A 22,657-nucleotide genomic window follows, 5' to 3' on the forward strand; every position below is an offset into this window, starting at 1 on the left:
GGAATTCTGGACCGATGCGAGAGCGAGTTTTGCGGCAAACTTGACCCTGAACCAGGAGGGGGTTTGCCATGAAACGGAAGCGCTTTTCGATTGAACAAATTGTGACTGTGCTCAAGCAAACGGAACTGGGAGACCGGTGGCGGGCATGATCCGCCAGATCGGCATTTCCGAGCAGAGCGGATTGACGATGAGGCGGGCCTGGCGGCTCGTGAAGCAACCGCGCAGTGTTCAGTACTACCGCAGCGTCAAGGACCTTCGTGCTGAGCTTCGCGCGCGCATGCGCTACGGCTATCGGCGTGTCCACGTGCTACTGCGCCGCGAAGGCTGGCAGTTGGGGAAGAACCAGGCGTACCGGCTGTATTGCGAAGAGCAGTTGCAGTTGCGCTCGAAACTGGCGAAGCAACGAAAGATGGTGGTGACACGGATGGCGAAGATCATGCCGGCCCAACCGAACGACGCCTGAAGTATGGATTTCGTGGCCGACCAGCTTGCTCGATGGCTCAAAATTCCGAACCTTGACAATCGTGGATGTCTTCACGAAGGAGGCACTGGCCATCAAAGTCGGGCAACGATTAAAAGGCGAACACGTGGTGTCAGCACTAAATCGAATCGCAGCCAGACGCGGCGCTCCACGACACCTGTTCGTGGACAATGGCAGCGAATTTTTCTGGTGCCTGCTCGACATGTGGGCGTATCATCATCGCGTAGAAGTCGACTTCACCCGGCCGGGTAAGCCGACGGACAATTGCCGCATCGAGACGTTACGAATCATTCTGCGACGAGTGCTTAAACTTATATTGGTTCGAGACGTTGAGCGAAGCAAAAGCGCCTCGTCCAAGCGTGGCGCCGGGATTACAACAATAGCCGTCCACACTCTGCTCTCAAAGAGTTGGCGCCCGCTGAATTTGCCTGTCAGCTGGCGCTTTTGCCGGATCCGGCTGAACCCGAAACGCCGAAAAACTCGCTCTAGATCTGGTCTGGAAAACCCAAGCGGATCACACTCACGCTTTACACGCAAAGCGATTCATGCATCAGCTGGTTTAAAGCACTGCAACACGCCGACACACATCAGCGCGAGTCGTTAAACAATGAGCAGAAGAGTGGATATGCTTGATCAGTCATCACGCGGCATTACCGCCGTGCTCGTGAAACTGACAGTAGGAGAAAGAGACTGGGACTGTACTGCGCACCTGAGGGGAGTGTCGTTGAGTCAAGCCAGTATTCGCTTTCATTATCGTGCCTCAAACATCGCTTGCATGGATCGAAGACCGCGGTACTGCACCTGCCTCAGCGAATCGTCATGCCTCATTTCGCTGCGCGCCCTTCGTTCAGACAGAAGGAAATTTCTCACAAGTGAAACAAAATTTCAAGCTTTATGAACTGCGGCATTTGTCCCATCATGCCATCACGCTATTGACGCACCCGCTTACGTCGCCCAGGTGCAGTGCACGATTGACCGCCTTCGGGCGCTTGAACCACTCGCACCACCGATGCATCACCGGCTTGACTGGTGCATAGCACAAACGCGATGACCGCTCGAACATCCCAGCAACTTACGATAATCCCCCAAAATCCAGCGGGAACAGAAGTAGAATTTTCTCATTGAGGCAATTCTACGGAATGAAGAAGTCGAGATTCACGGACAGCCAGATCATGGACGCGCTCCCGCGCGTGGAGTCGGAGCTGGCGGTACCGGACCTATGCCGGGAATTAGGTATCAGCACGGCGACGCTCTACAAGTGGCGCTCGAAGTACGGTGGCATGGACATGTCGCTGATCGCGCGGATGAAGGAACTGGAAGCGGAGAATGCCCGACTGCGCAAGATGGTCGTCGAGGAGAAGATCAAGGCCGAGATCGTTGCGCAGGCGCTCGCAAAAAAGACTGAGGCTATCTTGCCGGCGTGATATGGCCATGCATGTGGTGTCCAGCCGGGGCGTATCGATCCGGCTGGCATGTGAGGCGTTTGGGAGCAGCCAGACCTGTTATCGGTACGTCGGTCGGCGCAGCATCGAGAACGACGAGATTGCGAATTGGCTGCTGCGTCTGACCGACAACCACCGGAACTGGGGCTTCGGGCTGTGCTCCTATACCTGCGCAACGTGAAAGGCTTCGGCTGGAATCACAAGCGCGTGTACCGGATCTATCGCGAACTGGAGTTGAACCTGCGGATCCAGCCACGCAAGCGGCTGGTCCGGCAGGTTCCGGAACCGCTGTCGGTGCCGGCTGCCGTCAACCAGGTTGGGTCAATGGACTTCATGCACGAGCAACTGGCCGATGGACGCAGCATCCGGCTGTTCAACATGATCGACGACTTCAACCGCGAAGCACTCGGCATCGAGATCGACTTCTCGTTGCCGTCGCAGCAGGTGATCCGTGCGCTGCGGCAGATCATCCGTTGGCGTGGCAGGCCGAAAGCGATTCGGTGTGACGACGGCCCGAATACCTGAGCGCGGCGATCACCGAATAGGCCCGGCAGTATGGCATCAGGCTCGACTCCATTCAGCCGGGCAAACCTCAGCACAATGCGTATGTCGAGCGATTCAACCGGAGCGTGCGGTACGAATGGCTGTCGTTGTACCACTGGGAAGACTTGGACCACGTGCAGCGCTTCGCGGCCGATTGGATGTGGACTGACCATCACGACCGCCCGAACACGGCCCTGGGCGGATTGACGCCAAAGCAGCGGCTGGCCATGGCCGCATAGTTTCTACTTCTGAACTCCGTGAAAAGGAGGTTACCCTTTCAAGATGATTAAATGGCGCGTACAGCCTTGATGACACGTGCGGTTGAGACATGCCATCGTGCTACGCATCCAGCAGCATAGCCTTTCTTCTTGGGCACTTTCGGTTCCCGCACATGTTTGCGCAACGTGCGGAGATCAACGTGCGTGGCGATCTTGGTCAGCCTACGGCCGAGTTGAGCCGGGGTGAGCCAATCATAGCCTTCCCATATCTGGGCTGGTACCACAATCAACATCCCGGCATAGGTTGCCCGGATTCCGCCGGCAAAGTAATACGGCGAGAGCTCAATGCCAATGCTAAACAGCGCCGCGCGGCCAAGACGCGGAAGTCGGCGTGAAATAAACAGGGAAGCGCCGATGACGAGCGAACCAGTTATTGATCGAAGGCGTGTTGTGTGTACCGTCGTTGCCCATCACCAGATGCCCGTCCATTTCGACGAGCACGCTGGCAATCGTGCGCAGCAAGTGAAGTAATTCGCTGCTGCGATAGCACCGGCCCAATTCACCGATGACTTCGCCGGCGGCGACGTTTACATTCTCGCAGAACGCTTCTTTGGTCAACGCGTATGGGGGGTAACCCGGCGGCACGACGCGCGTTATGGCTTGCTGCCGTCGAACAGGTTCATGATCTGCTGGCGCTCTGCCGAGTTCACATCGGGCGGCACCGGCGGTTGCATGCCGCCTGGCCCCACCGTGCCGAACTGCGCGTTCGAATCGCTTGCGCCGGCCGGCGTTTTCTCGTCGAGCCCGATCGACGCGATAAAGCCGTTACCCGGCGTCTTGTCCGCGTAGAACAGTTCGCCGTCGATCGTCGTCAACTCTTCGGGCATCGGCGCCTGGTACTGCGGCACGCCGTGCAGCGCGCGTCCCATGTACTGGACCCAGATCGGCAGCGCCAGCTGTGCGCCGAATTCGCGGCTACCAAGTGATTTGGGCTGGTCATAGCCCATCCACGCGACCGCGACCAAGGTGTGTTGATAGCCGGTGAACCAGCCGTCCTTGGCGTCGTTGGTCGTCCCGGTCTTGCCGGCCAGGTCACCGCGATGCAACACGTTGGTTCCCGAGCCCGTGCCTGCCGAGGCGACCGAATGCAGCAGGCTGTTCATTACATACGCATTGCGCGGCTCGATCACCTGCGGTGCATTCTGGCCGGCCACCAGCGGCTGGGCCTTCAGCAACGGCGTGCCGTGCACATCGTCGACCTGCGCGATCAAATACGGATTGACCCGATAACCACCGTTCGCAAAGACCGAATAGGCTGTCGCCGATTGCAGCGGCGTCACCAGTCCCGCGCCCAATGCCATCGGCAGGTAGGGTGGCGTCTTGTCAGGATCGAAGCCGAACCGCTCGGTCACGTATTGCTGCGCGTACTGCGTGCCGATATACGACAGAATCCGGATTGATACCAGGTTCTTGGACTTCTGCAACGCCAGGCGCATCGGCATCGGGCCGTCGGGCTGGTCATCGTCTTTCGGTTCCCACGCCTGCCCACCCGGTGTTGTCGGCGGAAAATGCAGCGGCGCGTCGTTAATGATGGTCGCCGGGCCCAACCCTTTTTCCAACGCGGCCGAATAAACGAACGGCTTAAAGCTCGAGCCCGGTTGCCGCCACGCCTGCGTGACGTGGTTGAACTTGTTCTTATTGAAATCGAAGCCGCCGACCAGCGCGCGGATCGCACCGTCCTGCGGCGTGACCGACACGAGCGCACCCTCGACCTGCGGCAGCTGCGTAATCGAGGCCCGGCCGTTTGCATCGCGCATGATGCGGATGACCGAGCCGGCTCGGATCCGCACTGCTGCCGACGCACGGGGCGACAGGGCGCCTGCGGCAAAGCGCAGCCCGTCGCCGCTGATCTGCACGACGGTGCCGTCGGACAACTGCGCATCGACCTGCCGCGGGCTCGCATCAATGACCACGGCGGCAAGCAAATCACCATTGTCCGGATGGTCAACGAGCACGTCCTCGATCGCCTGATCGCGCTCGCCCCCGGCGGGCGGCAGCTCGACGCTCGCCTCCGGTCCGCGATAGCCATGGCGGCGCTCGTAGTCGAGCACGCCTTTGCGCACCGCATCGTAGGCGGCGGCCTGATCCGCCGAGTCGATCGTCGTCGTGACCGTCAGCCCGCGCGTATAGGCTTCATCACGATATTGCGCGTACATCGCCTGGCGCACCATTTCGGCGACGTATTCCGCGTGCACACTGTATTCGTTGCCCGCCGTACGCACGTGCAAGTCCTCGTGGATCGCTTGGTCGTATTGGTCTTGCGTAATGTAGCGCAGCTCGAGCATGCGCTTCAGGATGTACTCTTGCCGCACCTTCGCACGCCAGGGATTAACGATCGGGTTGTAGGCGGACGGCGCCTTCGGCAACCCCGCCAGCATGGCGGCCTGCGCTAGCGTGATGTCCTTCAGGTCCTTGCCGAAGTACACGCGGGCCGCCGCGGCAAATCCGTACGCACGCTGACCGAGATAGATTTGATTCATGTACAACTCGAGAATCTGATCCTTGGACAGCGCCGCCTCGATCTTATAGGCGAGCAACATCTCGTAGATCTTGCGCGTGTAGGTTTTTTCGCTGGACAGGAAGAAGTTGCGCGCTACCTGCATCGTAATCGTGCTCGCGCCCTGCGCACGCCCGCCGTGCACTAGGTCCGTGATGCCCGAGCGCAGGATACCGATGAAGTCCACACCACCGTGCTCGTAGAACCGATAGTCTTCGATCGCCAGCACGGCCTTCTTCATCATGTCGGGCGCGTCCTGGATTCGCACAAGACTGCGGCGCTCCTCGCCGAATTCGCCGATCAACACGTGGTCGGCCGTGTAGACGCGCAATGGCACCTTAGGGCGATAGTCAATCAACACGTCCAGCGATGGCAGCTTTGGTCGCATCACAACCAGCGCGTAGCCCAGCACCAGTGCGCCGATCACTGCGGCGGCCGCCACCAGGCCGGCAAAGCCCAGCATGAACGAGGCAGCCAGCGAGCGCGACTCGCCCCGCTGGCGTGCCGCGGCACGCTGCCGCGTCGGTGGTGCACGACGCTCGCCGCGTTGAGGATCGGACGGATCGGGTCGTTTTACGGTAGGCATGTCAGGATAGCGCCGCGGTCTTGTCGACGCGCGTGATGTTACCGCCCCGTGCGGATTGCGGCGTCGCGACAAAACGCGCATTTTAATGCGTGCACGCGGCACTCCCCCCGACTTTTTTGTAAGCAATTGCTGGTGCGCGCTGCCGTGCCGCGTCGGCGCCACGTCGCGTATGATCCTCCCATCAGGCAGCGCGGCGGCGCAACGAATCCGCCATCAACCCGTCAAAGCACAGGCGTAGCTGCGCGCGCTGGCCAACAGCGCGACAAGTGCGGCCCTTGCAACCGCCCGCCCGGTCCTACTATTCGCGGCGGCCGATGCTCAGGCGCGGCCCAATCAACGGAGGAATTCATGTCACTACTGAACACCATCTCGCGTACGCTCAAGGGCCTGTTGAACGACGCAGCCGAATCGGTCCAGGATCCCGCGCGCGACGCACGGCAGATCGTACGCGAACTCGACGACAGCATCGCGAAGGCGGAGAACTCGCTGATCGAGATCGAGGCGCAGGTCGCGATGCAGCGCAGCAAGCGCGACGTCGCCGATGACAAGGTGAAGAAGTACGAAGACGGAGCGAAACGCGCGCTGCAAGCCGGCGATGAGGCACTGGCTCGCGAAGCACTCAGTGCCCAGGCGAATGCGCAGGCCGAACGCGACGCGATTGCAAAGGAACTGGCGGCACTGGAGCCGTCGGTGGAACAGCTCAAGCAGCAAATCAACGAGATGCGCGAACGTCGCAACGACCTGAATGCGCGCTCGAACATCCTGCAAGCCAAGCAGCAGATTGCGCAAGCGAAGGACACGGCGGCCACCGCGCTGGGCGGCATCGGTGGCCAAAACCTTGCAGAGGACTTTCAGAAACTCGAGGACAAAGTCGCGCTGCAGAACGCGCGCTCCGACTCGCGGCTGAACTCGGCCGACGAGCGTAGCGGCAAAGCGCTGGATGACAAGCTGGCCGCGCTGTCCAAGGGGCCCTCTGTGGACGATCGTCTCGAGGCACTGAAGAAGCAGCTCGGTACGACTGCCCAGTCGTAAACTGCGTGCGCCGCGCTCCGACGCACGCCTTTGTATGGGCCGATGCATGGCCCGATCAAACGATGAAGAAACTACTGGCGATCATCCTGGCCGGCGCCGCCATCGCAGCGTCGGCTGCAGCTTTTGCGGTGCCCAGCACGCGCGAGGTCAACAACGCGATTGCACGAGGCAACTGGCAGCAGGCGCACAGCCAGCTCGTCGAAGTGTTGCGCGCGCATCCGAACAGCGCGCATGCGCACTACCTGTACGGCCAGGTACTCGCCCAGGAAGGCCGAGCCCCGCACGCACTGACCGAGCTCCAGAAAGCGCGGGCGCTCGACCCTGAACTAAGCTTTGCCTCCAGCGCCGCGCAGTTCAACGCCATCGAGGCGCGCGTGCAGCAACAGGCCGAGCATGCGGTGTCGCCCAGTGGGCCATCGCCGTCTGCGCCCGCGATGCTGCCCAGCACCGCCGGCACGGCGGTGGCGCCCATCGCGCCGCCTGCGCAGGCGCCACGCCACAGCCCGTCGATCGGCATGTGGATCGGCTTTGTTATCGTGCTCACGTTGGTCGTACTGCTGGTGCGACGTACCGTGTTGCGCGCACGTTCGAATGATGATAGTCGCGCGCAGGAGCAGCGCCGCGCGCAACTCAAGCGCGCAACCGAACTGCTGAACGCGACGCGCTCGCTCAAGCTCGATGTGCGCCTCTCGACGGTGCCGGGACATGAAGCACTACTTGGCGAAGTCGACGCGATCGAAACCGCGTTGCGCGAGTTGACCGACAAGCTTGCGAACAACGGTAGTCCGGTGCCAGACTACGCACTCGAGGATCTCGAACGTCGTCTGGACAGCGCCCGGGCCCGCACTGAAGGACGAGCCGCTCCGAATGCGACCGCGAGCAACGCCGGCACCGGTACCGGTAACTCGTCAAGCAGTGGAAACCCGTCCGTGTATGCCCAGGAAGCCGAACGTTTCGGTCATGCACAAGGCGACGCGGCGCCGCCGACGCAACCGCAACCGACCGTGATCGTGCAGCAACCGGGCGGCGGTGGAGGCGGCATGGGCGGGCTGTTGACCGGCGTGCTGCTCGGTCAAATGCTCGGGGGCAGCCGTGAGCAGGTGATCGAGCGCGATGTGATCGTCGACGACGAGCGCCGGTGCGGCCATCCAGGCACACAGCTTGACCCAGGATTCGATGTCGGCCGCGGCAACGACGATTGGGGCGACAACGCGGGCGGTAACATCGACGTCGGCGACAACGACGACTCGAACTGGAACTAAACAGCCCACGCCGCGCAGCCGATGGGACGTCTACTGCAACTGCAATCGCAACTACGACTACGACTGCAGCATAGATTTGCCGGCGGACAATCGCCCGATGAAACGCTGCGCCGCATCCAGCAACGCATCGCGGCTCGCCGGCGCATTGATATCGTCTTACGACCATTCCTCGTGGTCATCACGCGTAGGATCGTTCGAATGCGGCGGCCAGCCTGACGGCAACGTCGTCGGCCTGTTCCGGCAGCACGTTGGTAAAGCTCATCAACAGCGCCTCACGTCGCCGCTGATGCAAATACCACGGCGACAGCGCATCGGGCGCAAGGCCGCTGCGCACCGCTGCCCGGGCCAGCAATACGTCGTTCGCCAGCGAGCCGTCGCGTGGCGCGGAAGACTCACGCAGCCAGCCAATCAGATGCATGCCGCCAACGCTGGGCGAAATATCCAATACGCCGCCGACGCGACGGTGCAACGCCGCGGCAAGTGCGTCGCGCCGCGCCGCATACGCGGCACGCATCCGGCGGATGTGCCGGCTGAAATGTCCGGCTTCGATAAAGGCCGCGATGCTTTCCTGCAGCGTCAGGGCCGGGGGCGGCGCTAGCAACGCGGCCACCTTGGCCAAGTGCCCGGCGAGCGCAGGCGGCGCGACGATATAGCCGAGCCGCAGGCCGGGCGCGAGCGCCTTGCTGAAGGAGCCGACGTAGAGCACGCGCTCGCCGCCATCCAGGCTTGCCAGCGCGGGCAACGGCCGGCCTGAGTATCGGAATTCCCCATCATAGTCGTCCTCGACAACCCACGCGTTGGCGCGCGCCGCCCAGCCCAGCAACGCGAGCCGCCGCGGCAATGACAGCGATACCCCCAGCGGCGCTTGGTGCGAAGGCGTGACCAGCGCCATGTAGGCCCGTGGTGCCTTCGCCACGCCTGCGTCGACATCCAGTCCTTCGTCGTCGACTGGCACGCCAACCAATTGCGCGCCGGCCAGCCTCAACGCGTCGCGTGCCCGCCGGTAGCCGGGATCCTCGAACCAAATCGGGCGCGACGCCGTCGCCGGCAATAACGCCGTCATCAACAGTCCAAGTGCGCCATGATACCCGTTCGTAATAATGATCCTGGCAGGGTCGCAGTCTATTCCGCGCGCTATCGCAAGATAGCCGGCAATCGCATAACGCAAGCGGAACTGGCCTTGCGCATCACCGTAACTGAACGCCTCCGTGGCCAACGCGCGCCCTTCGTGACTAGCCACCCGGGCCCACAGCTTGCGCGGGAACAAGTCCAATGCAGGCAGTCCCATTTGCAACGGCGCCACCGCTATCGCGGCACTCACCGGTGCACTATTGGCCGACGGTGCAGGTGCAGGCTTCACCGGTCCATGCTGTGGTGAGAGTCGTGCGTTGACCCGGGTGCCGGCTGCGCCGCGCGTCTCGATGAATCCTTCCGCCGCGAGCAACTCGTAGGCGAGTTCAACCGTGCCACGGGCGGTATTGAGTTGTGTAGCGAGCGCGCGCGTGGACGGCAGCCGCATGCCGGGGGGCAACCGACCGTCCAGAATACCCTCGCGCAGCCGGGTGACCAGTTGCCGATACATTGGCTCACCACGCCGGCGATCTAGCTCTAGCGTGCAGGCCCAATCGGCCGCCGGCATCGTGCTGGGCCGGCCTTCGCGCGCCACGGCTCGCTTACCGCCGTGCTCCGCTGTCATCGCCCTGCTCCAGCTTGCATCATGGCCTAATCATTTAAACCGTTTTTGGCCTTTTACGATAACCCATTCGCCGCCTACGATAAAGGCTCATAGTCCATTGACGCGAAAGGAAACCATGATGAGCCAACCCCGCCTGCCTTACCGTGAACTGTCCAAGGATGCCTATCTTGCATTGGCGTCAGTCAATGCCGCACTGGGACGCTCCACGCTCGGCCAGAAGTTGTGTGACCTTGTGTTCCTACGTGTATCGCAAATCAACGGATGCGCGTTTTGCGTCGACATGCATTCCCACGACCTGGTTCAGCAAAACGAAGACGTGCAGCGCCTGCTCAGCGTGCCGACCTGGCGCGAGACCGAGCTGTTCGATGCACGGGAGCGCGCCGCGCTGAACTGGGCCGAGCGCCTGACCACACTACCTGGCGGTCATCCAGCCGATGCCGATTTTGAGGCACTGAAGGCTCACTTCAGCGACACGGAGATTGCCGACCTGACTTTCGCGGTCGCGGTGATCAATGCCTGGAACCGACTCGGCGTCGGCATGCAACTGCCGGTCACACGCCGTACCGCCAGCGCCGCTTGAGCCGCTGGGCCGGAAACCCCATTCACGAGAGCGCAAAAATAGCGGCTTGCTTATCCAGGTCGAACAAGCGTTTCCTGTTGCAGAACTACCGGCGCGACATGGGTGGCAACGAATTCATGTTGATGAAGGACGTGTCCGCGCCCCTGTTCATGTGCGGCGAGCATTGGGGTGGGGTATGCATCGGCTACCGCGCATAGCATCGGCTATCGTGTGGCATCGGCTGCCAACTCCCGCACCGGTGCTGCTGTTGCCACATCTTTATTGATATGATTCGCCCGGGCCCGCACGGCTTCGCGGCCTGGCGCACATTCCTGCTGCCCGACGCCGCCATCGGCCGGCACGTTGCGCTCCCAACCGCCTATGCATTTTTTTGGGAGAAACCGGTCTATGAGCATGACCAAGGAGTTTAGAGAGTTCGCCGTCAAGGGCAACGTGATGGACCTGGCTGTTGGCGTCATCATTGGCGGTGCATTCGGCACCATCGTCAATTCGCTGGTCAAGGATGTGATCATGCCCGTCGTCGGCGTGCTGACCGGCGGCATTGACTTCTCGAACCAGTTCATCAGGCTCGCCGCGATTCCGCCTAACTTCAAAGGCAATCCGGATTCGTTCAAGGACCTGCAATCGGCGGGTGCCGCCGTGCTGGGCTACGGATCGTTCATCACCGCAGTGATCAACTTTGTCATCCTCGCCTTCGTCATCTTCCTGATGGTTAAGTTTGTCAACAAGCTGCGCACGCCGGTGTCGCAAGCGGCCGCGCCGGCAACACCGGCAGCGCCACCCGAGGATATCGCGTTGCTGCGCGAGATCCGGGACGAACTGAAAAAACGCAACTAATACGCCTACACAGGGTCCCACGTGTCGCGTGCGCAGTCGTGCGCAGTCGTGCGCAGTCGTGCGCAGTCGTGCGCAGTCGTGCGCAGTCGTCGCGGCATCAAGCGGTGGGCGTGGACAACGCGTCATCGCTGCCCTTGGCCATCGCGATCTGCTCGATCAGGCCTTCGAGCAGTGTGAAGTTGACTGGCTTGGTCAGATGCGACATAAAGCCGGCATCCAGACAGCGGCGCACGTCGTCATCCGAGCCATAGCCGGTCAGCGCCACCGCCGGCACGCGTGCGCCAGTCTCGATGCCCCGCAACGCCGTGATCAGGTCCAGCCCCGTACCATCGGGCAAACCAATATCGCTGACCACGAGATCGAAGCGCTGCTGCCGTGCAGCCTGCAGCGCCGAGGCCACGGTCCCGGTCGCGATCACGTTGTGGCCAAAGCCCGCGATGAGCTGAGCCATCACGTCGGCTGTGTCCTGGTGGTCCTCGACCAGCAGGATGTCCAGCGTGGCGCGCTGCGGCGCCGCCGCGATCGTGCCGCGCTCCATCACCGGCCCGGGTGCCTCGACACTAGGCAGCACGATCGTAAAGGTGGCGCCGCGCCCTAAGCCTTCACTGGCGGCGTGCACCGTCCCGCCATGCACGTCGGTCAGCGCCTTGGTGATTGCCAGGCCCAGGCCCAGACCACCGTACTGCTGGGTGGTGCGCTGTCCACCCTGTTCGAATGCGTTGAACAGTCGCCCCAGTTGCTCCGGCGCGATGCCGATACCGCTATCCTGCACGTCAATCCGGATCTGCGGCGCACCTGCTTCGGATAGCGCCTCGGCATCGCGCGTGCGCAGCACGATGCGGCCACGCTCGGGCGTAAACTTGGCTGCGTTCTTGATCAAATTCCACAACATCTGTTGCAACCGCGCACGGTCGCCGCGCACGAAGCGGTGCTGTGCAGCGCAATCCAGTTCCACACGCAATTGCTTGACCTGGATGTCGCTGCGAAAAATCTCCAGCACCGCATCGATGAGTTCGTGCACGTCCACCGTCTCCAACGCCAGCAGCAGCTTACCGTTGGCCACCCGCGTCAAATCCAGTAAATCGTCGATCAGGCGGGCCTCCAACTCGATGTTGCGTCGAATGATCTTCATGGCGGAGCGCACCGGTTCGGGAACGTCACGAGCGCGCTCGAGCATTCGCGCACTGGCCAACACCGGCGTAAGTGGCGTGCGCAATTCGTGCGACAACATCGCGAGAAAACGGTCCTTCGCACGATTGGCCTCTTCGGCCACCTGCCGTGCCGCCTGCTCGGACTGGAGCAGCCGCTCGCGCTCGTCGCTCGCCTCGCGCTGATCCTGAATGTCCGTACACGTGCCGAACCACTTCACAATGCGCCCGTCCGCTTCGTGCAATGCCGTGCCTCGCATGCAAAACCAGCGATACACGCCGTCATGACGCCGCAGCCTTACCTCGCGGATGAAGCTGTCCGTGCCCCGCCCGATGGTCTGTCGCCATGTATCACGCAGCGCGGGAAGATCATCGACATGTACCGCGTCGAACCACCCGGCACCGAGTCCCGCGCTAGCCGGCATTCCGGTGTAATCCGACCATTGCCTGGACAGAAAATCGCATTCGCCGCTCGGCGTGCAAGTCCAGACCAGATGCGGCAGCGCTTCGGCAATGGTTCGATAGTGCCGCTCGCGATCGCGCGTGCGCTCAGACTCCGCCACAACACGCCGCATCCGCGCTTCGTTCAACGCACGTTCGACGGCCTCGGGCAGGTAATCGAGGTAATCGGCCGCTTTCGGCACCACATCGGACACACCGGCACGCAACGCCTCAATGATCCGCGACTCGTCCGAAAAGCCTGTCGCCAGGATGGCCGGCAGCTTGATCCCACGCGCAACCAGTCCGCGGAAAAAATCCAGTCCGGTTTGTGGCGTACCGAGCCGGTAGTCGAGCACGAGCAGATCGGGCAACGGCTCGCCGATGCAATCGAGCGCCTGCTGCACCGTCGAACATGCGCTGACACGATAGCCGGCCCGCCGCAACGCACGCGCCGCAAGCAGTAGGATGCCCTCGTCGTCGTCGAGCACCAGCACGTGAGCGTCGCTGGACATGATTACTCCGGAACGCGGTCAGCGTGCGCTCGGCCGCACGCTGCACGGCAGCTTCACGACCTGCAGGAAGAAACCCAACCGCCTGACCGCCTCGATGAATGCATCGTATTCAACCGGCTTGGTGATATAGACATTGCAGCCGAGTTCGTAGCACCGCTCGATTTCGCGCGGATCGTCGGTGGTCGTGAGTACGATGACCGGCAGCGACGCGGTTTGCGGCGATTCCTTCAGACGGCGCAGCACCTCGACCCCGTCCACGCGCGGCATCTTCAAATCCAGCAGCACCACGCAGTTGCGCAGATCGCCGAGCGGCGCGGGCCCGAAGAAATAGTCCAGCGCCTGGTGACCGTCGGATAGCCGCTTGAAGCCATTGGTCAGGCCTGCGCGGCGCAGGTTGCGCTCGACCAGCGTCGCATGGCCATCATCGTCCTCGATTAGGATGATGCTAACCGTCTCCCCAATTGTCATGATTTTTCCCAAGAAGTATTGTATGCACCGGCATACGGGCCGAAACCGGCGTCCTCGACCCGGTGCGCGGTCAGTACATGGAGAGCGGCCATGCCCGCATCGCGCTGTGCCCAGTAAGGCAAACGTTTGCCACGCTCTTGATTTTTCACCTCCAGTGCGTGACCGATCGCGACACCTCCCGGGTACGCTATGCCCAGCGGCGCATGCGCGGGTAACGCGACGTAAAACGTCGACCCCGCACCTTCGGCCGACTCGACCCAGACACGTCCACGATGTCGCTCCACCATCCGCTTGACCAGCGCAAGCCCTACCCCATCGCCAGGGCCCGCATCCGTATGCAGCCGCTGGAACGCACTGAATACCTTCGGCAGCGACGCCGCTGGAATGCCGCGCCCGTTGTCCCTTACATAATAGATACGATGGCGCTCGCCCGTGCCGGTCAGCCGCGCCATTGCGATGCGACCGTCCGCCCCAGGTTGCGCGACGTGTGTCGTGGGCGCGGCGGCCTGTGGCGAGTCGCCGTCACCGCCCGGATTGATCCAACCAACCTCGATCACGCCGCAGCGGGACGGATCCAGGTAAGCAAATGCATTGCCGACCAACTGGCCAAAAATCTGCTCGATCGCGCTAGCATCGCCCCATGCCGGCGGCAGCGGCTGAATCAGCAGGCGTGCGCCGTTCGCCGACGTTTGGTCCTTCAGCGCCCCGATCACCCGCTGCAATACGGCGTTCACGTCCACCAGCGCCCACTGGTACTCGATCCGGCCCGCGCGCGACAGCCGCAGCAATGCTTCAATGATGCCGCCCGCGCGCGTGACCGCGTTTTGCAGGAAACCAATCGACTCCTGGATCTCGCCGTCGACGATGCGCTGCAGCCGTTCACGCTCGGCCACGGGCAGATCCAGCTCGCCGATCGTCTCGCGCAATTCGCTGGCCGAGACCTTCAACTCGCGCGAGAACCCTTGCAGGTTCACCAACGGTGAGCGCAGATCGTGCGACACACTGTAAATAAACATCTCATTGTCCTGCGTCTGTTGACGCAATTCCTCATTGACCTGCGCAAGCTCACCGGTACGTCGTTGCAGGTCGGCCTTCAGCAGTGCATGCTCGCGTTCCGCCCGCACCAGCTTGCGGCTCGTATCATGCAGCACCTCGTCAAGCTCCGCGATTTCATCGCGGCCGCCCAATGGGGCGCCCAGAGGCTCGCCCGTGCCTAGGCGCAGCGCGTTCGTCGTCAAAACCTCGATCCGCTGGCCGATGTGTCGCGCAAACGCAAGCGCTGTGATCACCGCGATCAGCAGCGACGCACTCACCGCAAACCAGAGCATGAACTGTTGCGTCTTCAGCGAGCCTTGCAACTGTGCATTACGATCCGCCTGCAGCTTGTTCTCCGCATCGACGAAGTCGCTCAACTCGCTGCGAAATTCATTGATCTCGCGCGGCATTTCCTCACCGCGGTATGTCTCGATGACGCGCTGGCGCTCACCCTCGCGTAATTGCTCAGCCACGCGCTGCGTCAGCATGCGATACCGGTCGATCGTCTCGCGCATACGCGCAGTGCGACCCGTTTGCTCGGGATTGTCGGCTACTGTCGCCTCAAGTGCATTAAGCCGGTCGGCCAGCTCGATCCATGTCGCGCGCTTGTCCGCGAACGACGGGTCACCGACGATAATCCCCGCTCGCAATTGCGACGCCTGGCGCAGCAACGGTCCAAGCAACGCCTCGGCCTGATTGATCACCTTTTTAGATTGCAACGCCCATCGTTCGGCGTCGGCCACTTGCCGTTCCACGCCGAACAACGCGACCAACAGCGCCAGCTCGCACACTATCGGCACCGCGACGAGCAATAGTCCCTTGGTAAAGAGCCTCATGTGCCAACCGGCATCCGCTCGAACGTCAATGCATGTCCCCTTGTCGAACGCCGGCGTCACATTACGGGTCCAGTGCCGGCCAGCAAACGATTATCGGCCTTGCACGCCGATATTTCAATCGCGGCGCAGGCTCGCGGCGACGTGATCTGGATTCATTTTTTCGAATCGGCCAATATGCTATAAAGATCGGAACGCCTGCGCGACGACTGCTGCTGCGTTTGCCGCGACCGCCGTCTTTTCATTCCATCCGAGCCGTTTCGAGGCGAATACCATGCCCACTTCAAAAAAGCACAGACGCGCCTGCAGCGACGAGTCCTTTTTGGCCCAACTCGCTGGCTGCGAGCCGTTCGCGCAGCTCGACACCAAGATCGCGCGCGCCCGCGCCCAGGACGAACCCGTACTGTATGCGCATGCGCTGCCGGGCTTGGACGTGCTGATCTGCACGGTGCGCGGCGCGCAGCCGCCCTACCCGCGTGCGGCCGAGTTGCGCCGGCGCTGCATCGAATCGGTGGCCCATGCGTTGGAGCAGCCGCTGGACGGACTCGAGTGCGGCGGCTATTGGTATGAAGCCAACGGCGTCGGCTTCCTGGTGTTCGCCAGCCTGGCGCGCACCGCGATCCTTCCTCAATTCTGCTCGATCACAAATCGGCGCTCACACGGCGCCGAACGTGACACGCGACGCCCGCTGCGCACACGGCAGACATAATCCACGACTAATCCACGACGTGCCGCTGGGCAGCCGCATGCCGTTCATCGGTGTGTTCACGCCGTCAGGCGGCTTCGCGCAACTGGCCGGACACCTCGGCTTCGGTCAAATGGGGCGCGAACATCTCGATCAACCGGTATGCATAGGCGCGCAGAAACGCGCCCTTGCGCAGTCCGACGCGGGTCGTGCTCGGCTCGAACAAGTGCTGTGTGTCCAGTGCAACCAACTCACTGTCTCGCTTCGGATCGTACGCCATTGCAGCGACAATGCCCACGCCCAGTCCCAGTTCGACATACGTCTTGATCACGTCCGCGTCGATCGCCGTCAGCACCACATCCGGCGCAACACCGGCCCGCACAAACGCCTGATCCACGTGCGAGCGTCCCGTGAAATCCTGGTCGTACGTGATGATCGGGTAGTCGGCAATATCCTCCAGCGTCACTGCGGGCCGGGTCGCGAGCGGATGCTCTCTTCGCACCACGACGGTGTGGTGCCATGAGTAACCTGGGAACGTCACGATCTCGCCGTAGCGGTCCAGGCCCTCGGTCGCGATGCCGATGTCCGCGTCGCCGTTGATCACCATCTGCGCGATCTGGTGCGGACTGCCCTGGCGCAGCGCGAGATGGACCTTCGGATACATCTCCTTAAAACGATGCACGACCTTGGGCAGTGAGTAGCGCGCTTGCGTGTGCGTGGTGGCGACCACCAGATGGCCAGTGTCCTGATCGGCATACTGCCGCGCGACACGGCGCAGGTTTTCCGCATCGAGCAACATGCGCTCAATCAGCGTGTGCACGGCTTTGCCGGGCTCCGTCAAGCCAGTGAGCCGCTTGCCCCGGCGGATGAAGATATCGACACCAAGCTCGTCCTCGAGATCCTTGATTTGCTTGGATACCCCCGATTGCGACGTATACAGCACATTTGCCACTTCGGTCAGATTCATGTTTTGGCGCACGGCCTCGCGCACGAAGCGCAGTTGCTGGAAGTTCATTTTGTTTTCTCAATTTCTCATCGTTGCGCGGGAAACACCCGCACGGCGCGCGGCACCGCGGTCACGCCGTCGCCGACGTCCAGCCCCAGCGCGGGCCATGCGTCACGATCGAGTTCCGCTTTCAGCGTCTGGCCAGCCTGAGCCTGGAGCTCGACGCGCACCGAGCCGCCCAGCGGCACGATCCGCCGCACGTCCACGCGGATACCGTTCTGCGCGGCGCCCGCCTGCGGCAACAGTTGTAGATCGTGCGGCCGCACGAAGGCGAGCGCTGGTCCGCTGAAGTCACCCCGCGCGGCGATCCGTGCGCCTTCGCCGTGCGTCACGAAGCCCTGTTCGCCCAGCGTGCCGGACAGCCGATTCGCCGCGCCGAGAAATTCATAGACGAACGCACTGCCCGGATGATCGTAGACGTCCTGCGGGCTACCGATCTGCTCGACGCGGCCGCGATTGAGCACCACGATCCGGTCTGCAACCTCCAGTGCCTCCTCTTGGTCATGCGTGACGAAGATAGTCGAGATATGCAGGTCGTCGTGCAAACGCCGCAACCAGCTGCGCAGCTCCTTGCGCACCTTGGCATCGAGCGCGCCGAACGGCTCGTCGAGCAACAACACCTTGGGCTCGACCGCAAGCGCACGCGCCAGCGCAATGCGTTGGCGCTGTCCGCCCGACAGCTCAGACGGATAGCGTTGCGCAAGCCAATCCAGTTGCACAAGCTTAAGCAGCTCGTGGACCTTTTCCCGGATTTTCGCCTCTGAGGGGCGCTCGCGACGCGGCTTCACACGCAGCCCGAACGCGACGTTCTCAAACACCGTCATATGACGGAACAGCGCATAGTGCTGAAACACGAAACCGACCTGACGCTCGCGCGCGCCGACGTCGTTCACGTCCTGCCCGTGCAGCACGACCTGACCCGCGTCCGCATACTCCAAACCTGCAATCACGCGCAGCAGCGTGGTCTTGCCACAGCCGGAGGGCCCGAGTAGCGCGACCAGTTCGCCGGACGGGAATTCCAGCGACACGTTGTCGAGCGCGGCGAAATCGCCAAAATGCTTTTGCAAGTTGCGAACGATAATGCCCATATCAATTTCTGCCTAGATGACTAGCTGGCTGCCGGCTCGCTCGACGTCTGGGTGAGCCGTCGTTGCGCGATCAACTTCAGCGCGAGCGTCACCAGCGCAAGCAACGCCAGTAGCGACGCGACCGCGAACGCGAACGCGGCGACGAAATTGTATTCGTTGTAGAGAATTTCCACGTGCAGGGGCATCGTGTTGGTCTGCCCACGAATGTGGCCAGAGACCACCGAGCCGGCACCAAACTCACCCATGGCGCGGGCGTTGCACAAGATCACACCGTACAACAGGCCCCACTTGACATTGGGCAGCGTCACGCGCCGAAAGATCTGCCAGCCGGAGGCGCCCAGCACGCGGGCCGCTTCCTCCTCGTCGGCGTCCTGCGCCTGCATCAGCGGGATCAACTCGCGCGCAACAAACGGAAACGTGACGAACACCGTCGCCAGCACGATGCCCGGCGCCGCGAAGATGATCTGCACGTTGCGATCCTGTAGCCACGGGCCGAACCAGCCTTGCGCGCCGAACATCAGCACGTAGATCAGCCCAGAGATCACCGGCGATACCGAAAATGGCAAGTCGATCAGCGTGGTCAGCAGGCTCTTGCCGCGGAACTCGAACTTTGCAATTGCCCATGACGCGCACAAGCCGAATACGACGTTCAGCGGCACGGCAATTACCGCCGTGATCAATGTCAGCTTGATTGCCGACAGCGCATCCGGGTCGGTCAGGGCGTTCAGATAGGCCCCCACGCCCTTGGCTAGCGCCTGATAGAACACCGCGACCAGCGGCAGCACTAGGAACAGACCAAGAAAAAGCAGTGCGATCGCAGTCAGCGCCCAACGTACCGCACGTGGCTCGGTCGTCGCGCCCACGCGCGGCGCCCGCCTCGACTGCACGCTAGCGCCGATCGCGACCGCCGATTGAGTGGCTTGCTGGCTCATTGCGCCCCTCCAGCCACGACCACGGACGGTGCGACGCCAGATGGCGCCGCGCGGCGCGTACTGGATGTGCGCCGCTGCAGCACCCATTGCAGCGTGTTGATCGCCAGCAGCAGCAGGAACGATACGAGCAACATCACAACTGCCAGTGCCGTCGCACCCGCATAGTCGTACTGTTCCAGCTTCGTGATAATCAACAATGATGTGATTTCAGACTTCATTGGCATATTGCCCGCAATGAAAATCACCGAGCCATATTCGCCAAGTGCACGCGCGAACGCGAGCGCAAAACCCGTCAGCAACGCGGGCAGCAACGAAGGCAGGACCACACGGCGAAAGGCCAGCCAGCGCGTCGCACCGAGGCAGGCAGCGGCCTCCTCCTGCTCTCGCTCGAAGTCCTCCAGCACCGGCTGCACGGTGCGTACCACGAACGGCATGCCAATGAAGGTCAGCGCGACCAGCATCCCGAGCGGCGTGAACGCCACCTTGATGCCGAGCGGGGCGAGCAGCGAGCCCACCCAGCCGTTATCCGAGTAGACGGCGGCCAGCGCAATGCCAGCGACCGCAGTGGGCAAAGCGAACGGCAGATCGACCACCGCATCGACGAGCCGCTTGAACGGAAACTCGTACCGCACAAGCACCCATGCTACGAGAAAGCCGAACACCGCATTGAGCAGCGCGGCGCCCAGCGACGCGCAGAACGTGAGCCGGTACGAGGCCAGCACGCGCGGCGATGCGACGGCACGCGCGAACTCGGGCCACGTCAATGTCGCCGTCTTCAAGAAGGTCGCGGCGAGCGGGATCAGCACCACTAGGCCCAAATACGCCACCGTGATACCGAGCGTGACACCGAACCCGGGCAATGCACTGGGCTTGCGAAAAGAAAAACGACTCATGCCTGTTACTCGCCTCAAGCACCGCTCGCGCCGGGCCCAAAGAATCCGGGCTCGGCGCACGCCGACAGCCATCTCAGGCCGCGGGCCGCCGCCTGGCGGCCGTCGTCGGCTTACTGTGGCTGATAAATCAAATCAAATACTCCACCGTCGGCAAAATGCACTTTTTGAGCATTCGCCCATCCGCCGAATGTATCGTCGACCGTGTACAACTTGAGCTTCGGAAACGGCCGGGTCAGCGCCTCGGGCACCTTGCTCGAGCGCGGCCGATAAAAGTGCTTCGCCGCAATCTGCTGGCCCTGCTCGGTGTACAGGAAGTTCAGGTAAGCCTGTGCGAGCTTGGCGTGCCGTGTCGGTCCACCACCTTATCGACCAACGCGACCGGCGGTTCGGCCAGGATGCTGACCGATGGCATCACGATCTCGAATGTGTCGGGCCCGAATTCCTTGAGCGACAGGAATGCCTCGTTTTCCCAGGTGACCAGCACGTCGCCGATGCCGCGCTGCACGAAGCTGGTGGTCGCTCCCCGCGCGCCGGAATCGAGCACTCCGACATTCTTGTACAGCTTCGCGACGAACTCGCGCGCCTTTTGCTCATTACCGCCCAGCTGGTGCACCGCGTACGCCCATGCGGCCAAGTAGTTCCAACGTGCGCCACCGGAGGTCTTCGGGTTCGGTGTGACAATGGACACGCCCGGCTTGACCAGATCGTCCCAGCCCTTAATACGTTTCGGATTGCCTTTGCGCACGACGAACACGATCGTCGACGTGTACGGTGACGCATTGTCCGGCAAGCGTTTTTGCCAATCCGCATCAATCAGCCCCTTCTTGGCGATCGCGTCGATATCGTAGGCCAGCGCCAACGTGACGACGTCCGCCTGCAAGCCATCGATGACCGAGCGCGCCTGCGCGCCCGAGCCGCCGTGCGACTGCCTGAACGAAACGCTCTCGCCGGTCTTGGCCTTCCATTCCTTTGCGAACGCCTGATTCACATCCTGGTACAGCTCCCGCGTCGGATCGTACGACACATTGAGTAGCGTACTGCCCGCGACGGTCGTGCCGCTGACCACGACGCCGCCCGTCAGCACCCATGCCGCAGCCAAGCGCCGCCACACCGATGCGCTGTCGCGCTGCCGCGCCCGCCCCGTTGCCTGTTCACTCATTTGTATGCCCGTGGATGTCGTGAGGGACCGGCCAAGTCTAACGAACGCATTTCATTATCAAAAATAATCGTTCCTTATGCTTTTATATTCAAAAGTCGTAAGACACCGAGCGAGGAGCCTCTCTATCCCCTGACCGGGGGACGACGATTGCAACTAGCACTTGAAATACCGCAGATACTGTATAAAAATACAGGCGTCTGTTCATCCATACAGTAACCATGACTAAACTCACCGTCCGTCAGCAGCAGGTCTACGACTTGATCCGCCGCGCGATCGAGCGCACCGGCTTTCCGCCGACGCGCGCCGAGATCGCTGCAGAACTCGGCTTCAGCTCGGCCAATTCGGCCGAAGAGCACTTGCGCGCGCTGGCGCGCAAAGGGGTGATCGAACTGGCGGCGGGTGCGTCACGCGGGATCCGGTTGCTGTCGACGGAAGACGGACCGCGCCACTACACGCTACCGCATCCGGCGCTCGTGCAGTTGTCACTGCCGCTAGTCGGTCGCGTCGCGGCCGGCAGTCCGATCCTGGCTCACGAGCATATCGAGCAGCGTTACGCGTGCGATCCAGCGCTGTTTGCGAGCCGGCCCGACTATCTTTTGAAAGTGCGCGGGATGTCGATGCGCGATGCGGGAATCTTCGACGGAGATCTGCTGGCCGTACAGAAACAGCACGACGCGAAAGAAGGCCAGATCGTGGTGGCGCGGCTGGGCGACGACGTGACGGTCAAACGCTTCCATCGACTGGCGAATGGCATCGAACTGATCGCGGAAAATCCGGATTACGAGAACATCGTCGTAAGCCCGGGACAGGAAGATTTCGAACTGGAAGGCATTGCGGTCGGCTTAATCCGTCCCAACGCGTTCTGAGTACCGACACGGAGAAACCGATGAAACGACTTGCCCACCTGTTTCCATTACGCGCGTTCGGGCGCCTGCGTCATCTGCGAGGCCTCGTGCCATGTGGTGCATCGTCGCGCCCCGCCACTTCATTGCCATCCGGGTTGCCGGCTTTCGCGCGCGTGCCGCTGCGCCACGGCGTGCCTCAGGCTGAACCGACCCGTCGTCGCCCATTGCGCAAGGACGATCCGGTGCGCGTCTACCGCAGTGCGTCGCGTGTGGTGCTCGTGGGCCATATCGATGCGGTTTGCAGCATGATCGACCGGTATATCGCGGCAGAGGAGACTGGGGTTGCCCCCAGCTTGCTGGATTAATTTGCTCCCGCTA

General features: G+C 62.2%; 17 protein-coding genes and 3 pseudogenes. 9 read left to right on the forward strand and 11 right to left on the reverse strand.

What is annotated here, in order from left to right; genetic code table 11:
- Positions 1 to 68 precede the first annotated feature (68 nt).
- Positions 69 to 970, forward strand: a pseudogene (locus tag B0O95_RS06240) (IS3 family transposase).
- A 650-nt stretch (positions 971 to 1,620) separates the two neighbouring features.
- Positions 1,621 to 2,705: pseudogene (locus tag B0O95_RS06245) on the forward strand (IS3 family transposase).
- A 333-nt stretch (positions 2,706 to 3,038) separates the two neighbouring features.
- Here the strand turns inward: B0O95_RS06245 and B0O95_RS06255 are convergent.
- Positions 3,039 to 3,302: a hypothetical protein gene (locus tag B0O95_RS06255; protein WP_104077140.1), complete on the reverse strand. Its 264-nt coding sequence runs from the start codon at positions 3,300 to 3,302 to the stop codon at positions 3,039 to 3,041.
- 35 nt (positions 3,303 to 3,337) lie between these two features.
- A complete protein-coding gene (locus tag B0O95_RS06260) occupies positions 3,338 to 5,827 on the reverse strand; it encodes a penicillin-binding protein 1A (RefSeq protein WP_233203172.1) in 2,490 nt (829 codons plus the stop codon).
- Between the two features lie 348 nt (positions 5,828 to 6,175).
- Here B0O95_RS06260 and B0O95_RS06265 point away from each other — a divergent pair, with 348 nt between their 5' ends.
- Positions 6,176 to 6,859 carry a PspA/IM30 family protein gene (locus tag B0O95_RS06265; protein ID WP_104077142.1) on the forward strand — a complete coding sequence of 228 codons (684 nt, stop codon included), beginning with the start codon at positions 6,176 to 6,178 and terminating at the stop codon, positions 6,857 to 6,859.
- Positions 6,860 to 6,921: 62 nt separating this feature from the next.
- Positions 6,922 to 8,121 (forward strand): tetratricopeptide repeat protein, encoded by a 1,200-nt coding sequence (locus B0O95_RS06270; protein ID WP_104077143.1) that lies wholly within the window; start codon positions 6,922 to 6,924, stop codon positions 8,119 to 8,121.
- Between the two features lie 178 nt (positions 8,122 to 8,299).
- Here the strand turns inward: B0O95_RS06270 and pdxR are convergent, their stop codons facing one another.
- Positions 8,300 to 9,817: a MocR-like pyridoxine biosynthesis transcription factor PdxR gene (gene pdxR, locus B0O95_RS06275; RefSeq protein WP_233203174.1), complete on the reverse strand. Its 1,518-nt coding sequence runs from the start codon at positions 9,815 to 9,817 to the stop codon at positions 8,300 to 8,302.
- A gap of 115 nt (positions 9,818 to 9,932) precedes the next feature.
- On the opposite strand from pdxR, the gene B0O95_RS06280 reads away from it, so the two are divergent.
- Complete coding sequence (locus B0O95_RS06280) at positions 9,933 to 10,397, forward strand: carboxymuconolactone decarboxylase family protein (protein WP_370641764.1); 465 nt, start codon at positions 9,933 to 9,935, stop codon at positions 10,395 to 10,397.
- Positions 10,398 to 10,784: 387 nt separating this feature from the next.
- Positions 10,785 to 11,234 carry a large conductance mechanosensitive channel protein MscL gene (gene mscL / locus B0O95_RS06290; RefSeq protein WP_104077145.1) on the forward strand — a complete coding sequence of 150 codons (450 nt, stop codon included), beginning with the start codon at positions 10,785 to 10,787 and terminating at the stop codon, positions 11,232 to 11,234.
- Between the two features lie 97 nt (positions 11,235 to 11,331).
- Here mscL and B0O95_RS06295 read toward each other — a convergent pair whose 3' ends face one another.
- From B0O95_RS06295 to B0O95_RS06305, 3 genes are read right to left on the reverse strand one after another with little or no spacing between them, the layout of a single operon-like run.
- Complete coding sequence (locus B0O95_RS06295; protein WP_104077146.1) at positions 11,332 to 13,335, reverse strand: response regulator; 2,004 nt, start codon at positions 13,333 to 13,335, stop codon at positions 11,332 to 11,334.
- An 18-nt stretch (positions 13,336 to 13,353) separates the two neighbouring features.
- Positions 13,354 to 13,803 (reverse strand): response regulator, encoded by a 450-nt coding sequence (locus B0O95_RS06300; RefSeq protein ID WP_076786930.1) that lies wholly within the window; start codon positions 13,801 to 13,803, stop codon positions 13,354 to 13,356.
- Positions 13,800 to 15,674 carry a sensor histidine kinase gene (locus B0O95_RS06305; RefSeq protein WP_199180443.1) on the reverse strand — a complete coding sequence of 625 codons (1,875 nt, stop codon included), beginning with the start codon at positions 15,672 to 15,674 and terminating at the stop codon, positions 13,800 to 13,802. Before B0O95_RS06305 ends, B0O95_RS06300 begins: the two co-directional genes overlap by 4 nt.
- A gap of 271 nt (positions 15,675 to 15,945) precedes the next feature.
- On the opposite strand from B0O95_RS06305, the gene B0O95_RS06310 reads away from it, so the two are divergent.
- On the forward strand, positions 15,946 to 16,380 hold the full coding sequence (locus B0O95_RS06310; RefSeq protein WP_104077148.1) for a hypothetical protein: 435 nt from the start codon (positions 15,946 to 15,948) through the stop codon (positions 16,378 to 16,380).
- 64 nt (positions 16,381 to 16,444) lie between these two features.
- Here B0O95_RS06310 and B0O95_RS06315 read toward each other — a convergent pair whose 3' ends face one another.
- From B0O95_RS06315 to B0O95_RS06335, 5 genes and pseudogenes are all read right to left on the reverse strand, one after another.
- Complete coding sequence (locus B0O95_RS06315) at positions 16,445 to 17,371, reverse strand: CysB family HTH-type transcriptional regulator (RefSeq protein WP_104077149.1); 927 nt, start codon at positions 17,369 to 17,371, stop codon at positions 16,445 to 16,447.
- A gap of 17 nt (positions 17,372 to 17,388) precedes the next feature.
- On the reverse strand, positions 17,389 to 18,450 hold the full coding sequence (locus tag B0O95_RS06320; protein WP_104077150.1) for a sulfate/molybdate ABC transporter ATP-binding protein: 1,062 nt from the start codon (positions 18,448 to 18,450) through the stop codon (positions 17,389 to 17,391).
- A gap of 20 nt (positions 18,451 to 18,470) precedes the next feature.
- Positions 18,471 to 19,382, reverse strand: a complete 912-nt coding sequence (cysW, locus tag B0O95_RS06325) for a sulfate ABC transporter permease subunit CysW (RefSeq protein ID WP_104077151.1) — start codon at positions 19,380 to 19,382, stop codon at positions 18,471 to 18,473.
- A complete protein-coding gene (gene cysT, locus B0O95_RS06330) occupies positions 19,379 to 20,275 on the reverse strand; it encodes a sulfate ABC transporter permease subunit CysT (RefSeq protein ID WP_104077152.1) in 897 nt (298 codons plus the stop codon). The genes cysW and cysT overlap by 4 nt, the downstream gene beginning before the upstream one ends.
- A gap of 110 nt (positions 20,276 to 20,385) precedes the next feature.
- Positions 20,386 to 21,434, reverse strand: a pseudogene (locus B0O95_RS06335) (sulfate ABC transporter substrate-binding protein).
- Positions 21,435 to 21,652: 218 nt separating this feature from the next.
- Here B0O95_RS06335 and lexA point away from each other — a divergent pair.
- Together lexA and B0O95_RS06345 are read left to right on the forward strand one after the other, a co-directional pair.
- Complete coding sequence (lexA, locus tag B0O95_RS06340; protein ID WP_104077153.1) at positions 21,653 to 22,300, forward strand: transcriptional repressor LexA; 648 nt, start codon at positions 21,653 to 21,655, stop codon at positions 22,298 to 22,300.
- Between the two features lie 20 nt (positions 22,301 to 22,320).
- Positions 22,321 to 22,644, forward strand: coding sequence for a hypothetical protein (locus B0O95_RS06345; protein ID WP_104077154.1), 324 nt, complete (start codon positions 22,321 to 22,323; stop codon positions 22,642 to 22,644).
- Positions 22,645 to 22,657: the final 13 nt, after the last annotated feature.

Origin of the sequence: Mycetohabitans endofungorum, assembly GCF_002927045.1 — a bacterium.
GTDB lineage: Bacteria > Pseudomonadota > Gammaproteobacteria > Burkholderiales > Burkholderiaceae > Mycetohabitans > Mycetohabitans endofungorum.

Excerpts from the sequence above, each read along its gene's own strand:
- B0O95_RS06260 (WP_233203172.1), bottom strand. The coding sequence starts at position 5,827 with ATGCCTACCGTAAAACGACCCGATCCGTCCGATCCTCAACGCGGCGAG.
- B0O95_RS06265 (WP_104077142.1), top strand. The coding sequence starts at position 6,176 with ATGTCACTACTGAACACCATCTCGCGTACGCTCAAGGGCCTGTTGAAC.
- B0O95_RS06270 (WP_104077143.1), top strand. The coding sequence starts at position 6,922 with ATGAAGAAACTACTGGCGATCATCCTGGCCGGCGCCGCCATCGCAGCG.
- pdxR (WP_233203174.1), bottom strand. The coding sequence starts at position 9,817 with ATGACAGCGGAGCACGGCGGTAAGCGAGCCGTGGCGCGCGAAGGCCGG.
- B0O95_RS06280 (WP_370641764.1), top strand. The coding sequence starts at position 9,933 with ATGATGAGCCAACCCCGCCTGCCTTACCGTGAACTGTCCAAGGATGCC.
- mscL (WP_104077145.1), top strand. The coding sequence starts at position 10,785 with ATGAGCATGACCAAGGAGTTTAGAGAGTTCGCCGTCAAGGGCAACGTG.
- B0O95_RS06295 (WP_104077146.1), bottom strand. The coding sequence starts at position 13,335 with ATGTCCAGCGACGCTCACGTGCTGGTGCTCGACGACGACGAGGGCATC.
- B0O95_RS06300 (WP_076786930.1), bottom strand. The coding sequence starts at position 13,803 with ATGACAATTGGGGAGACGGTTAGCATCATCCTAATCGAGGACGATGAT.
- B0O95_RS06305 (WP_199180443.1), bottom strand. The coding sequence starts at position 15,674 with ATGAGGCTCTTTACCAAGGGACTATTGCTCGTCGCGGTGCCGATAGTG.
- B0O95_RS06310 (WP_104077148.1), top strand. The coding sequence starts at position 15,946 with ATGCCCACTTCAAAAAAGCACAGACGCGCCTGCAGCGACGAGTCCTTT.
- B0O95_RS06315 (WP_104077149.1), bottom strand. The coding sequence starts at position 17,371 with ATGAACTTCCAGCAACTGCGCTTCGTGCGCGAGGCCGTGCGCCAAAAC.
- B0O95_RS06320 (WP_104077150.1), bottom strand. The coding sequence starts at position 18,450 with ATGGGCATTATCGTTCGCAACTTGCAAAAGCATTTTGGCGATTTCGCC.
- cysW (WP_104077151.1), bottom strand. The coding sequence starts at position 19,382 with ATGAGCCAGCAAGCCACTCAATCGGCGGTCGCGATCGGCGCTAGCGTG.
- cysT (WP_104077152.1), bottom strand. The coding sequence starts at position 20,275 with ATGAGTCGTTTTTCTTTTCGCAAGCCCAGTGCATTGCCCGGGTTCGGT.
- lexA (WP_104077153.1), top strand. The coding sequence starts at position 21,653 with ATGACTAAACTCACCGTCCGTCAGCAGCAGGTCTACGACTTGATCCGC.
- B0O95_RS06345 (WP_104077154.1), top strand. The coding sequence starts at position 22,321 with ATGAAACGACTTGCCCACCTGTTTCCATTACGCGCGTTCGGGCGCCTG.